The sequence below is a fragment of the Rhizobium altiplani genome (assembly GCF_001542405.1).
GTDB classification, from domain to species: domain Bacteria; phylum Pseudomonadota; class Alphaproteobacteria; order Rhizobiales; family Rhizobiaceae; genus Rhizobium; species Rhizobium altiplani.
The window spans coordinates 181,119-193,846 of the sequence record NZ_LNCD01000124.1; the positions used below are offsets into that span (position 1 = coordinate 181,119).

General features: G+C 62.5%; 11 protein-coding genes. 5 read left to right on the forward strand and 6 right to left on the reverse strand.

Features of this window, described 5'->3' with window-relative positions:
* Positions 1-13 precede the first annotated feature (13 nt).
* From AS026_RS31155 to AS026_RS31165, 3 genes are all read right to left on the reverse strand, one after another.
* Positions 14-3,334, reverse strand: a complete 3,321-nt coding sequence (locus tag AS026_RS31155) for a transglutaminase family protein (RefSeq protein ID WP_062374413.1) — start codon at positions 3,332-3,334, stop codon at positions 14-16.
* 111 nt (positions 3,335-3,445) lie between these two features.
* The gene (locus AS026_RS31160) at positions 3,446-4,828 is read right to left on the reverse strand and encodes a sensor histidine kinase (protein WP_062374414.1); all 1,383 of its coding nucleotides are present in this window, start codon (positions 4,826-4,828) and stop codon (positions 3,446-3,448) included.
* Positions 4,825-5,502 (reverse strand): response regulator, encoded by a 678-nt coding sequence (locus AS026_RS31165; protein ID WP_025658939.1) that lies wholly within the window; start codon positions 5,500-5,502, stop codon positions 4,825-4,827. The genes AS026_RS31160 and AS026_RS31165 overlap by 4 nt, the downstream gene beginning before the upstream one ends.
* A 170-nt stretch (positions 5,503-5,672) precedes the next feature.
* Between AS026_RS31165 and AS026_RS31170 the strand changes: the two genes are divergently transcribed.
* Positions 5,673-6,740, forward strand: coding sequence for an ABC transporter substrate-binding protein (locus tag AS026_RS31170; protein WP_205634499.1), 1,068 nt, complete (start codon positions 5,673-5,675; stop codon positions 6,738-6,740).
* Positions 6,741-6,755: 15 nt separating this feature from the next.
* On the opposite strand, the gene AS026_RS31175 is transcribed toward AS026_RS31170, so the two are convergent.
* A complete protein-coding gene (locus AS026_RS31175; RefSeq protein WP_025658941.1) occupies positions 6,756-6,944 on the reverse strand; it encodes a hypothetical protein in 189 nt (62 codons plus the stop codon).
* 315 nt (positions 6,945-7,259) lie between these two features.
* Here AS026_RS31175 and AS026_RS31180 point away from each other — a divergent pair, with 315 nt between their 5' ends.
* From AS026_RS31180 to AS026_RS31190, 3 genes are read left to right on the forward strand one after another with little or no spacing between them, the layout of a single operon-like run.
* Positions 7,260-8,204, forward strand: coding sequence for a Bug family tripartite tricarboxylate transporter substrate binding protein (locus AS026_RS31180; RefSeq protein WP_025658942.1), 945 nt, complete (start codon positions 7,260-7,262; stop codon positions 8,202-8,204).
* Complete coding sequence (locus AS026_RS31185; RefSeq protein WP_018856612.1) at positions 8,201-8,692, forward strand: tripartite tricarboxylate transporter TctB family protein; 492 nt, start codon at positions 8,201-8,203, stop codon at positions 8,690-8,692. Before AS026_RS31180 ends, AS026_RS31185 begins: the two co-directional genes overlap by 4 nt.
* Positions 8,693-8,703: 11 nt before the next feature.
* Positions 8,704-10,221 carry a tripartite tricarboxylate transporter permease gene (locus AS026_RS31190; RefSeq protein ID WP_018856613.1) on the forward strand — a complete coding sequence of 506 codons (1,518 nt, stop codon included), beginning with the start codon at positions 8,704-8,706 and terminating at the stop codon, positions 10,219-10,221.
* Positions 10,222-10,431: 210 nt separating this feature from the next.
* On the opposite strand, the gene AS026_RS31195 is transcribed toward AS026_RS31190, so the two are convergent.
* Positions 10,432-10,869: a GNAT family N-acetyltransferase gene (locus tag AS026_RS31195; protein ID WP_245307694.1), complete on the reverse strand. Its 438-nt coding sequence runs from the start codon at positions 10,867-10,869 to the stop codon at positions 10,432-10,434.
* Between the two features lie 215 nt (positions 10,870-11,084).
* On the opposite strand from AS026_RS31195, the gene AS026_RS42505 reads away from it, so the two are divergent.
* Positions 11,085-11,252, forward strand: a complete 168-nt coding sequence (locus tag AS026_RS42505; protein WP_018856614.1) for a hypothetical protein — start codon at positions 11,085-11,087, stop codon at positions 11,250-11,252.
* 125 nt (positions 11,253-11,377) lie between these two features.
* Here the strand turns inward: AS026_RS42505 and AS026_RS31200 are convergent, their stop codons facing one another.
* A complete protein-coding gene (locus AS026_RS31200) occupies positions 11,378-12,469 on the reverse strand; it encodes a DUF475 domain-containing protein (protein ID WP_025658943.1) in 1,092 nt (363 codons plus the stop codon).
* Positions 12,470-12,728: the final 259 nt, after the last annotated feature.

Genomic DNA, 12,728 nt, shown 5'->3' on the forward strand with positions numbered 1-12,728 from the left:
TTCGCCCTAGTGCTTAGATTCCCACCGGTCGTCGAAGATCGAGCGTCAGCGGGAATTCCGGTGAAACTGTCTCGGCACGCGGAATGAATGCGCCTGCCGTATGCCCCCACGGCTCGAATCGCGCCAGCCGTCTCGCTTCCGCTTCGTTACCATTGACCGGGAAGGTCTCATAGTTACGCCCGCCCGGATGGGCAACATGATAGATGCAGCCGCCGATCGAACGCTTCGACCATGTATCATAAATGTCGAAGGTGAGCGGCGTATTGACCGGCAAAACCGGGTGCAATCCCGACGCAGGCTGCCATGCCTTGAAGCGAACGCCAGCGACCGAGACGCCCGCCGTGCCGGTCGAGCTCAACGGAACCGTGCGGCCGTTGCAGGTCACGGTGTAGCGGGAGGCATTGCTGGTTTCCAGCCGGACCTGCAGGCGCTCTACGGAGCTGTCGACATAGCGGACCGTGCCGCCGATCGCGCCCTCCTCGCCCATGACGTGCCAGGGTTCCAGCGCCTGCCGCAGTTCGAGCTTAGAGCCTTCGTATTCGACCTCCCCACAGAAGGGGAAGCGGAATTCAAGCTGTGCCTTGAACCATTCCGGGCTGAGGTCGAAGCCATTCTGCTTGAGGTCGCCGAGCACGTCGAGGAAATCGGCCCAGACGAAGTGCGGCAGCATGAAGCGGTCGTGCAGCGACGTGCCCCAGCGCACGAACTTGCCGTCCGCAGGGTGCTGCCAGAAGCGGGCGATCAACGCGCGGACCAGCAGTTGCTGGGCAAGCGACATACGTGCGTTCGGCGGCATTTCGAAACCGCGGAATTCGACGAGGCCGAGCCGTCCGGTTGGGCCATCCGGCGAAAACAGCTTGTCGATGCAGATCTCGGCGCGGTGCGTGTTGCCAGTGACGTCGGTCAGCAGATTGCGGAACAGCCTGTCCACCAGCCAAGGGAGGGGTTGCGCGCCGCGACCCGGCGCGGGGACCTGGGCGAGCGCGATTTCCAGTTCGTAGAGGCTGTCGTGACGGGCTTCGTCGATGCGCGGCGCCTGGCTGGTCGGGCCGATGAACATGCCCGAGAACATGTAGGAGAGCGAGGGATGGCGCTGCCAGTGCAGTACCAGGCTCTTCAACAGGTCAGGGCGGCGCAGGAAGGGGCTGTCGCCCGGATTGGCGCCACCAACGACCACATGGTTGCCCCCGCCGGTACCGGTGTGGCGCCCGTCGATCATGAACTTGTCGGTGCCGAGGCGGCTTTGGCGGGCTTCCTCGTAGATCGTCATCGTAATGTCGACGCAATCCTGCCAGTTGGAAGCGGGATGGATATTGACCTCGATGACGCCGGGATCGGGGGCGACGCGGATGACATTAATGCGCTCGTCCTGCGGCGGCGAATAGCCTTCGATATGGACGGGCAGGCCGAGTTCGGTCGCTGCATTCTCCGCGGCGGCGATCAGTTCGAGATAGTCCTCGATGCGCTCGACCGGCGGCATGAAGACGCAGAGCCTGCCGTCGCGCGGTTCGACCGAGATTGCGGTGCGCACGGCGCCGCCGATCTCGCCGACGGTTTGCTCAACGCGGTTCTGGCTGCTGTCGTCGCTGTGGCGGGAGGCTTCCGGCATGGCGCGGCCGGATGGCACGAAGACTTCGGGCAGCGGATTGCGCGGAATCGACGGGTCGGCGGGGTGGATATAGGGGAAACGCGCCGGCGGCACATAGGGCAGGGTGCCGAGGGGCAGGCGATAGCCGACGGGGCTGTCGCCGGGAACGAGGAAGATCTTGCCGCGGCGGGTCTTCCATTTTTCGCTGACCCAGCGCGTGCTAGAGGCGCGCGCGTTCCAGGCCTGGACCGGCAGGATGTAGCCGGTCGGTACGGTCAGGCCGCGTTCGAAGACGCGGGCGATGCGGCTGCGCTCTTCCGGGTCCTTCAGCTTGGAATTGGATGGGTCGACGTTTTCGGGCAGGCTGCCTTCCTTCATGATCCATTCGGCTGGATCCTCGTAGGCGGGCAGCACCATGTCGGTCTCGATCGCCAGTTCCCTGGCGATGGCATTCAAAAGGTTGGCGGCGTCATCTGCCTTTGCACCGGTGTCCTTGCCCTCGCCGGCGATGAGGTCCGGGTTGCGCCAGATCGGCTTGTCGTCCTTGCGCCAGTAGAGCGAGAAGGTCCAGCGCGGCAGGCTTTCGCCGGGATACCACTTGCCCTGGCCGTAATGCAGGAAGCCGCCGGGGGCGAAGCGCTCGCGCAGCTTGCGGATCAGCAGGTCGGCTTTCTCGCGCTTGGTCGGGCCGACGGCGGCGGTGTTCCATTCCTCGGATTCAAAGTCGTCGATGGAAACGAAGGTAGGCTCGCCGCCCATGGTCAGGCGGACATCCCCGGCCTGCAGGATGCTATCGACCTTGGCACCGAGCTCGTTGAGCTCCTTCCAACTTTCGTCGGAGAAAGGCTTGGTGATGCGCGGGTGCTCCGCTACCCGCGAGACCTTCATCTCGAAGGCGAATTCGGTGTTGGCCTCGCCGTAAAGCGCGCCTGATATCGGCGCGGCATTTCGGTAGTGCGGGGTGGCGGCGAGCGGTATGTGGCTTTCGCCGGTGAGCAGGCCAGACGTCGGGTCGAGGCCGACCCAGCCAGCGCCGGGGAGATAGACCTCGCACCAGGCGTGCAGGTCGGTGAAATCGACCTCGGTGCCGGAGGGCCCGTCGAGCGCCTTCAGGTCGGGGGTGAGCTGGATGAGATAGCCGGAGACGAAGCGGGCGGCGAAGCCGAGATTGCGCAGGATCTCGACCAGCAACCAGCTCGAGTCGCGGCAGGAGCCAAGCGCCAGCTTCAGCGTTTCCTCCGGCGTCTGGACGCCGGGCTCCATGCGGATGACGTATTCGACGTCGTTCTTCAGCCGCGCATTCAGCCCTACGATGAAGTCGGTGGTCCGCATGGGAGTGCGGTCGATGCCGGCGAGATAGGCAGCCAGCGCCGGCTCCACCGGCTGCGGTTGCATGTAGATCTTCAGGTCGTCCCTGATCTCCTCGGGATAGGAGAAGGGCCACATCTCGGCGCTCTCCTCGATGAAGAAATCGAAGGGGTTATAGACCGTCATGTCGGCGACGAGGTCGACCTCGATCTTGAACTCCGTCACCGGGTCAGGGAAGACGTAGCGGGCCAGATAATTGCCGTAGGGATCCTGCTGCAGGTTCACGAAATGGTTCGACGGCGAAACCTTCAGCGAATGGCTGATCACCCGCGTCTTGGAATGCGACGCGGGCTTGAGGCGTATGATCTGAGGTCCGAGGCGGACCGGCTTGTCGTATTTGTAATGCGTCAGGTGATAGATGCTGGCTTTGATCGACATGGACGGCCTTATCCGCTGCCGTATCGTTGTACGGCATTTGCTGTTCCCGAAGGGTAGTGTGTGCAATGCAGCGAAAGAATGCAAGGCGGTAAGGCCGAGCCGGCTAAGCCTTTACGTCGCCTTCGCAAACGTCACGGAGGCCGTGAGACCCCTGCCATGTGCGCCGGGCTCCAGCGTCAGCGATGCGTTGAAGAGGCCGGCGATTTCCTCGACGATCGGCAGGCCAAGCCCGGCGCCCGGCGCGCCGGAGTTGCTGGCGCGCGAGAAGCGCTGCCGGACGGCCGCGAGCTTCTCTGCGGGAATGCCGGGGCCGTTGTCCTCGACTTCGAGGCGGACGGCATCGTCGGTCGCGGATATCCGAACGGTCACCTCAGCGCCCTTGCCGGCATAGGCGATGGCGTTTCCGGCAAGGTTGCGCAAGAGTTCGCCGATCAGCAGCGGCTCGGCATGGACGAGGGCAGGGCGGTCGCCTTCGAAGCCGAGGTCGATGCCGGCCTCGGCGGCGGTCGGGATAAGTTCTCCGGTGATGTCCTGGGCAATGGCTGTCAGGTCGATCGACGATGCGGTCAGCGCCTCCTTCGCCGTTGCAGCGTCGATTTTCGCCATCAGCAGTAATTGCGCGAGGATGCGTTCGGCATGGGCGACGGCCTGATCGCCTTTCAGGGCGGAGCCCTGCGCTTCGGCCAATGTGCTCGCGCGAGCGGAGAGGGCGAGCTGCGTGCGGATGATCGCAAGCGGCGTGCGCAGCTGGTGGCTGGCGTTGCCGGTGAAGTTACGAAGTGCATCGAGCGCCGATTGCAAGCGCACCATGAAGCCGTTGACGGTATCGACGAGCGGCTGGACCTCGCTTGGTACTGCCTGTTCGATCGGGTGCAGGTCGTCGGGACTGCGTTCGCCGATCGCATCGCGCAGCTTGTACAGCGGACGGAGCGCGACCGTGACCGAGATCCAGACGATGACGGCGGCGCCGGCGATCATAAGGGAGAGACGCAGCGCCGAGCGGAAGAGGATGGCGCGGGCGAGCTGACGGCGGGCGATCGTGGTTTCGGCAACGGTCACGGCGAAGGGGACGGAGCGAATGCCTGTTGAGGCTGACCGCTCGAGCGTTGCGACACGGATCGGTTCGCCGCGGAAGGTATCATCGGCAAAGCCTGCCGTGTCGCCTACGGTTTCGGCGAGGACCGGAAGCGCCTGATAGCCGGTGATGAATTTTCCGGGCGGTCCGTCGACGCGATAGAAGACACGGTCCTGCGCGGCCGATGTCAGCATCTCAAGGGCCACATAGGGGATGTCGACCTCGAGAGTGCCGTCTTCCGCCACGACCACGCGTTCGGCGATGGCGAGTGCCGAGCCGGCCAGCACGCGGTCCGAAACGATGTTGGAGGTCTGCACCGCTTCGCGATAAGTGTCCGCGAGCGCGACCATGCCGATGATGGCGGTCGAGATCAGCAGCCAGAACAGGAGTCTTCGTCGGAGCGAATAGGCCGTTGTCATGAGGCCTCTGGCAGTTTGTCGAGATAGTAGCCAATGCCGCGCGCAGTCTTCACCGTCAGCCCATAGGGCGACAGGCGCTTCCTGAGGCGGCTGACATATTGCTCGATGGCATTGGCCGAGATGTCGTCGTCGAAGGCGGTCAGCGACTGAATGATCGCTTCCTTGGCGACAACCTTGCCGGCGCGCATGAAGAGGATTTCCAGCAGGCCGAGTTCGCGGGCGGGAATGTCGAGCGGCGTCGAGCCGGCGGAGAAGGCGCGTGAATTGAGATCGAGTGAAAGGCCGCCGAAACTGACAGTCGCCGAATGCAGACCCGCCTGGCGGCGCAGGAGCACGCGGACGCGGGCCTCGAATTCGGAGATATCAAAGGGCTTGATAAGGTAGTCGTCGGCACCAAGATCGAGACCCTTGACGCGCTCTTCCGGCGTGCCGCGCGCCGTCAGGATCAGGACTGCCGACTGGTTCTGCCTGGCGCGCATGGCGCGCAGCACCTCGAGGCCATCCATTTCCGGCAGGTTCAGGTCGAGCACGACGAGATCGAAATTCTCGGCCGCCGTGACAGCGTTGGCGGAGGCGCCATCATGCACGACGTCGACGGCATGGCCGGTGCCTCGCAGGATGGCCGAAAGCCCGTCGGCCAGCGCGATATTGTCCTCCACCAATAGAATGCGCACGGATGTTCCCTTGATTTTTGAAGAGGATACAGGGTGGCGGCGAAGATGTCATAGCCATTTTTTGTGTCTGGTGAGTGTGCTGCTGCTGCGGTCGTACCAGCAGCCTTCGGGGCGCTGCGGGTGGATGCGGCTCGCTTGCCGGATCCCGGTTGCTGGTGCATTGTCCTCTCATGAGGAGACTTTCTTTACTTGCGTGCCTGTTGCTCTGTCCCGGCTTAGCCACTGCGGATGAGGTGTTCTACCCGGCGCGTTCCGGCAATGCCGAGGCCCCGACGCTGGTTGTCTATTCATCGCTCGACGAGCCACTGGCGCAGCCGATGATCCGTGGGTTCCAGGAAGCCAATCCGGACGTGGCGGTCAGGTACGAGGATATGCTGACCGGGGAAATTTATGACCGCATCGTGCGGGAGACGGATGCCGGCCAACGCACTGCGGACTTCGCCTTCTCCTCGGCCATGGATCTGCAGGTCAAGCTCTCCAACGACGGCTATGCGCAGGTGAGCAACCTGCCGATGAGCGCGCGCTGGCCGAAATGGGCCAACTGGCGCAACACCGCCTACGCGCTGACCTTCGAGCCGGCGGTGTTCGTCTACCACAAGCCGAGCTTCGTGACGGAGCCGCCGCCGAGTTCGCGGGCGGAATTCGTCGATTACCTCAAGCGCAAGGGTGACGCGATCCATGGGCGGATCGGCACCTATGATATCGAGCGCTCCGGCGTCGGCTTCCTGTTCATGGCACGCGACCAGGAACAGTTCGGTGACATATGGTCCGTTATCGGCGCGATGGGGGCGGCCGGCGTCAAATTATACTCCACCAGTTCGGCCATCCTGGAGCGCGTATCGGACGGCCGCTTCGTGCTCGGCTACAACATCCTCGGGTCCTACGCCGCCGATTGGGCCAAGCGTCATCCCGATGTCGGGATCGTGCTGCCGAAAGACTATACGGTCGTGATGTCGCGCATCGGCCTGGTGCCGCAGGCGGCGGGCGAACCGGAACTCGGACGGCGCTATCTATCCTTCTTCATGTCGAAGGAGGGCCAGACGATCATGGCGCGGGAGTTGCAGATTCCCGCTGTCAGCCCGGAGGTCGCCGGCGAGAATACCGCCAACACGATGCAGGAGCTCTTGGGCGCACAGTTGCGGCCGGTGCCTGTCAGCCCGGGCTTGATGGTTTACCTGGACCAGGTGAAGCGCGCGCGATTGATCGCGCACTGGAACGAAGTGCTGCGGACGCAGTAAAATCGCCGTGGATGATTAGCGGAAGATGCAGGGCCGCTGGGCGTTGGCCAGCAGTTCCTGCTTCGTCGCGTATGACCCAAAGAGCGAGCGAAGACGTTTCTCCTCCTGCTCGTCCAACCGGTGCCGGCGTGCAAAATCGTGCACACTCCACACCTGGCGTAAGCCCTCATTTTCGATCTGCTTGTTATCGACGTGAGAACTCATGGGGCAATCCTCCTGAGCGCCATAACGCACAAACCGCCTCCAGGTTCCACGGATGGTGGCATTTTGCGTCTGTTTTCGCCCAGGGTAATTGCGGCAAAAAAGTGTCATCGCGGGCTGGATAGTTGATCGATGTCAGCTAAATGACAGCTTGTTGTGGTCCGCTTTGCAGAACTTCAGCTCCGTGGAGGCGGAGAGGTGAAGTTTCGGGAGGAGCTTGCCAGCCATATCGGACCTTGGAGTCCGTCTGCGGTGTCCTTCCCGATTCCATCGAGAACAACGCGCGGTTTCTAAGCCGCGCACACGGAGGACACACTCGTGAAGCATACTCTTCTTGCAACCATTTTCGCGGCTGCGGTCGCCCTGCCGGCCTATGCGGCGGACTACACCATCATGGCGCCGGCCGCTCCCGGCGGTGGCTGGGACCAGACGGCCCGCTCGCTGCAGACCGTGATGCAGAAGGAAGGCATCTCAGGCAACGTTCAGGTTCAGAACGTTCCGGGCGCCGGCGGCACCATCGGTCTCGCGCAGTTCACCGGCCAGAACAACGGCAACCCGAACGCACTGATCGTCGGCGGCTATGTCATGGTCGGCGCTATCCTGACCAACAAGTCGCCGGTCACGCTGAAGGACGTCACGCCGATTGCCCGCCTTACCGGCGAGTATGAGGCGATCGTTGTCCCGGCTGCGTCCGACATCAAGACGATGGCCGATCTCGTTGCCAAGCTGAAGCAGGATCCGGGTTCGGTTTCCTGGGGTGGCGGCTCGGCAGGCGGTACCGACCACATTGCGGTCGGACTGATTGCCAAGGCTGCCGGCGTCGATCCGACGAAGATCAACTACGTCGCCTTCTCCGGCGGCGGTGAAGCCCTGGCCGCTATCCTCGGCGGACAGGTGACCGCGGGCATTTCCGGCTACGGCGAATTCGAATCGCAGGTGAAGGCTGGTCAGCTCCGGCTCCTGGCTGTCTCCAGCGACAAGCGCATCGAGGGTGTCGACGCGCCGACGCTGAAGGAATCGGGCCTCGATGTCGCTGTCGAGAACTGGCGCATGGTTGCCGCCGCCCCTGGTCTTTCGGCCGAGCAGACGGCTGCAATCACCGCTGATTTCGATAAGCTCTCGAAGTCCGCCGGCTGGCAGGAAATCCTGAAGAGCAAGGGCTGGGCTGACACCTACCTCGCCGGCGACGCCTTCAAGGCGCAGCTTGACAAGGACGTTTCGGCTACCGAAGGCATCCTTAAAGAGATCGGACTTGTTCAATGAGCAGGGGTAACGAACCCTTGGCAACGAAGCGCCGCCCTGACTGGGCGGCGCTGGTCATTGCCATCTGTCTTTTCGTCGTCGCTGCCGTCATGCTTTGGGATGCCTCGCATATGCGCGCCATTGCTCAGTATGACCGCATCGGTCCGGCAACTGCGCCCAAGGTGGTCGCCTTCGGGCTGATCGGCCTCGGCATCTGGACCATCTTCGAAGCCTGGCGTGGCGAGTTTCCCGAGCGCGAGCATCAGGAAATCGCGCCTGTAGTTTGGGTCGTCGCCGGCCTTGCCGCGCAGATGCTGCTTCTCAAGACGGCAGGCTTTTCGATCGCAACCGGCCTTCTCTTTGCCTTTACGGCTGCCGGTTTCGGACGCCGCAAGCTCTGGATCTCGATCCCTGCGGGCATCGCTTTCAGCTTCGTCGTCTGGGTGATCTTCGCAAAGCTCTTGCAGTTGACCCTGCCGGCCGGGCCGTTCGAACACATCTTCTTCTAGGATTGGATGCGATGAGCACCTTCGAATTCCTCTTCCAGGGCATCCTGGTCGCCATGCAGCCGATGAACCTGCTCTATGCGCTCGTCGGCGTGACGCTCGGCACCGCGGTCGGCGTGCTGCCGGGGATTGGCCCCGCCCTGACCGTCGCCCTTCTTCTTCCTGTTACCTACAAGCTCGATCCGGCTGGCTCGCTGATCATGTTTGCCGGCATCTATTATGGCGGCATGTACGGCGGCTCGACGACGTCGATTCTTCTCAATACGCCTGGCGAAAGCGCCTCGATCGTTACGGCCCTTGAGGGCAACAAGATGGCCCGCGCGGGCCGCGGCGGGCCGGCGCTCGCGACAGCGGCGATTGGTTCGTTTGTCGCCGGCCTGATCGCGACGCTCGGCCTTGCCTTCATCGCTCCCTACATCGTCAAGCTGGCCCTGATTTTCGGGCCGCGTGAATATTTTGCGCTGATGGTACTCGCCTTCGTGACCGTCTCGTCGGCCTTCGGGGATTCGGCGCTGCGCGGGCTTACATCGCTGTTCATCGGCTTTGCCCTTGCCATGGTCGGCATCGACCAGCAGACAGGACAGGCGCGTCTTTCCTTCGGCGTCCCCGATCTGCTCGATGGCGTCGAGGTGACGACGCTTGCGGTCGCGATGTTTGCGATCGGCGAGACACTCTATATCGCCGCCCAGGGCAACAGCATCGAGGAGAAGGTCGAGGCGGTCAAAGGCTCGCTGTGGATGACGGCGCAGGACTGGGGCCGTTCCTGGAAGGCGTGGCTGCGCGGCACGCTGATTGGCTTCCCGATCGGCGCGATGCCTGCCGGCGGTGCCGAGATCGGGACCTTCCTTTCCTATGCCACGGAAAAGCGCCTGGCGAAGAACCCCGAGGAGTTCGGTCACGGCGCAATCGAAGGCGTGGCTGGTCCGGAGGCCGCGAACAATGCGTCGGCGGCAGGGACCCTGGTGCCGCTGTTGACGCTCGGCCTGCCGACGACGGCGACGGCCGCGATCATGCTCGCCGGCTTCCAGCAATACGGCCTGCAGCCCGGCCCGCTGCTGTTTGCGAACAACCCGCAGATCGTCTGGGGCCTGATCGCCAGCCTGCTGATCGCCAACGCGATGCTGCTTGTGCTCAACCTCCCGCTGATCGGCCTCTGGGTGCGCCTGCTGACGATCCCGAAGCCGTGGCTTTATGCCGGCATCCTGCTGTTTGCCACACTCGGCACGATCGGCGCCAACCCGTCGGTCTTCGAACTGGGCATGCTGCTCGCCTTCGGCATCCTCGGCTACATCATGCGGCTCTTCGGCTATCCGATCGCGCCTGCTGTTGTCGGCCTCATCCTTGGCCCGCTGGCCGAGCAACAGTTGCGCCGCGCGCTTGCGATCAGTCAGGGCGACGTGACGACGCTGGTGATGTCGCCGATCGCGGCCGGCCTGCTCATCGTTGCTGCGGCCGCCTTCATCATCCCGCTGATCCTGCGCCTGCGTGGACGCGGCGAGGTTCTGTCGCAGCTTGCGGCGAACGAGGACTAAAGAAAAAGACTGCCCGAACCCCACAACTGCGGCCGGCGATGGAAACATCGCCGGCCTTTTCGTCTGGTGACGATAAGGTGTTATTGGTGGTTGCTGCGGACGGCACGGGTGCTTCTGCGGCGCATCCAATGCGGAGTTTCTGCTGTTCGGCAGTCACCTATGCTGGCCGCGCCGTTCAGCTGTTAGGCCGCTCGGCCAACTTCATTTCCATCACCAGGTCGCTCTGCAAAAAATCTGACCGACCACGAAGATCGTATTGCCCGTCACGACAAAGCCGGCCCTCTCATAAAACGCAATGGCTCGTGCGTTTCGCTCGTAGACGGTCAGCTCCAGGCGAGTTGCGCCACGTTGATGCGCGTCGTGCAGGACCGTTTTGAGGAGGGCCATAGCCAATCCGCGTCCCCTCCAATCGGTGTGGACATAAATTCGATTGAGGAAGGCCGATCGTCTGTCGACTGTATCCAGCATGAGGTGAGCATATCCGATGACGCGATCATCAGGCATGGCGAGGAAAACAGCGACTGAGGGGTCGCCAATCTCCGCATTCTGCTGTTCGGCGCTGATATTCGCCTGGATGTAGGACTCGAGATCCGATGCGGGCGTGTCGCTGCCGTAGGTCGCTCGAAACTGCTGGCCGCAAATTCGCAAAGCGCTTCAGCGTCCGATGGGCGCGCGCGTCTGATTGTGAACGAGCCTGTCAATTTGATGCCTCCATTCATTTTGTCGCGTGTTCTCAACCACATGGCGCGTTTTGCGCTCGATCGCTTGTTCTTGCATGGCAGGGCTGAATTTCTGTTGCTTGTGAAGACGCGCTTCCGTTCACATGTATGAGTGGTCAATCATAAAGCAAAGCGAGAGAGAAAATGTCCTTCCGTAAGTCCATTCGCGATGGTTTCCTTGGCCGCGCCTTTGCGATGATCGGTGCTGCGAATGCTGTGAGCGCCACCATCGAAGCTGGCCGCCGCCCGAAGGCGCGCGATCTGCGCGAACTCGGCATCGACCCGAGCATGTTCGGCAGAATCAACCACTAGCTTATCCGCGCCTTAGGCGCGGCTGGCGGTCTCTGATCGCCGGATACGAAACAGCCCGCAACCGGATGGTCGCGGGCTTTATTTTTGTTCTGATGAAGCCGCATCGGTGAATGCGGCTTGCAAGCTCAGGCGTGCAGTTCCTTATGCGCCTCGGCGCGCTCTTCCGCCTGTTCCTTCTTGTTGTAGCGGATGGAAGACCAGAGTGAAATGCCGATCAGGGCGGCACCGCCAAGGCCGGTAATGACCTCGGGAATATGGTACATCGTCTGCACATACATGATCACCGAGAGGATCAGGATTGCGTAGAAGGCGCCGTGCTCGAGATAGCGATACTCCGCGAGCGTGCCCTTTTCGACGAGCATGATTGTCATCGAACGCACATACATGGCGCCGATGCCGAGGCCAATCGCAATAACGAAGAGGTTCTGCGTCAGCGCGAAGGCGCCGATGACGCCGTCGAAGGAGAAGCTGGCGTCGAGCACTTCGAGATAGATGAAGGCACCGAGACCGCCTTTGGCGGCGGCGCTCATCGTCTGCTGCGACGCATCGAGCAGGCCGCCGATCACCTCGACCGCCAGGAAGGTCAGAAGACCATAGATGGCGCAATGCACGAAGGTTGTGGCCTCTTCTTCTCCGAGGAACGACGAGAACACCAGGACCAGCGCCAGCACGAAGGCAATCTCGATGCCCTTGATCGTGGCCGAGCGGGCCATGAGCTTTTCAAGCCCTGATATCCAGTGGACGTCCTTCTCATGATTGAAGAAGTAGTTGAGACCAACCATCATCAGGAAGGTGCCGCCGAAGGCTGCGATCGGCAGGTGTGCGTCGTTCATGATGCGGGCGTATTCCGCAGGGTCGCGGGCAGCGAGCACCAGGGCTTCCCACGGGCCGATTTGGGCGGCGATCGCGACGATTGCGAGCGGGAAGACGATACGCATGCCGAAGACGGCGATGACGATGCCCCAGGTGAGGAAGCGATGCTGCCAGACCGGTGTCATCTCCTTAAGCTTGTTGGCATTGACGATGGCGTTGTCGAAGGAGAGCGAAATCTCCAGCACGGCGAGCACCGTGCAGATGAAGAAGACGGTCGCCATGCCGCCGATCGTGCCCGTCGTCTGCCAGCCGAGGGCTGCGCCAAGGACGAGGCCGAGGAAGGTGACGATGAAGGCCCAGCGGAAATAGCTGAGCGTCGATTTTTGCGGGGAACCGCTGGTCATGGCCGCACCTCGCAGCCACGAAGGTTGTCGAACAAGGATGTGCGGGAAAAAAGCGACATACCACAAAGGGCATGCGCGTGAGGCATGGTGAGCTTTTTCATCAATGAAAAATCCGCCGGCTTAAGCTGCAGGCGGTACCGACATCACGAGAGCGCCGTAAAAACTCTCGCCAGAGGGGCCCGGCACCAGGTTGACCCGTCGGCCGATGTCCGAGGCCTCGGGATAAGTCGAAGGTAGTGAACTTGCCACGCCAGTCAAG

Coding starts and splice junctions, on each gene's coding strand:
- AS026_RS31155 (WP_062374413.1), bottom strand. CDS start 3,334: ATGTCGATCAAAGCCAGCATCTATCACCTGACGCATTACAAATACGAC.
- AS026_RS31170 (WP_205634499.1), top strand. CDS start 5,673: ATGAGGAGACTTTCTTTACTTGCGTGCCTGTTGCTCTGTCCCGGCTTA.
- AS026_RS31190 (WP_018856613.1), top strand. CDS start 8,704: ATGAGCACCTTCGAATTCCTCTTCCAGGGCATCCTGGTCGCCATGCAG.
- AS026_RS31200 (WP_025658943.1), bottom strand. CDS start 12,469: ATGACCAGCGGTTCCCCGCAAAAATCGACGCTCAGCTATTTCCGCTGG.
- AS026_RS31185 (WP_018856612.1), top strand. CDS start 8,201: ATGAGCAGGGGTAACGAACCCTTGGCAACGAAGCGCCGCCCTGACTGG.
- AS026_RS42505 (WP_018856614.1), top strand. CDS start 11,085: ATGTCCTTCCGTAAGTCCATTCGCGATGGTTTCCTTGGCCGCGCCTTT.
- AS026_RS31175 (WP_025658941.1), bottom strand. CDS start 6,944: ATGAGTTCTCACGTCGATAACAAGCAGATCGAAAATGAGGGCTTACGC.
- AS026_RS31160 (WP_062374414.1), bottom strand. CDS start 4,828: ATGACAACGGCCTATTCGCTCCGACGAAGACTCCTGTTCTGGCTGCTG.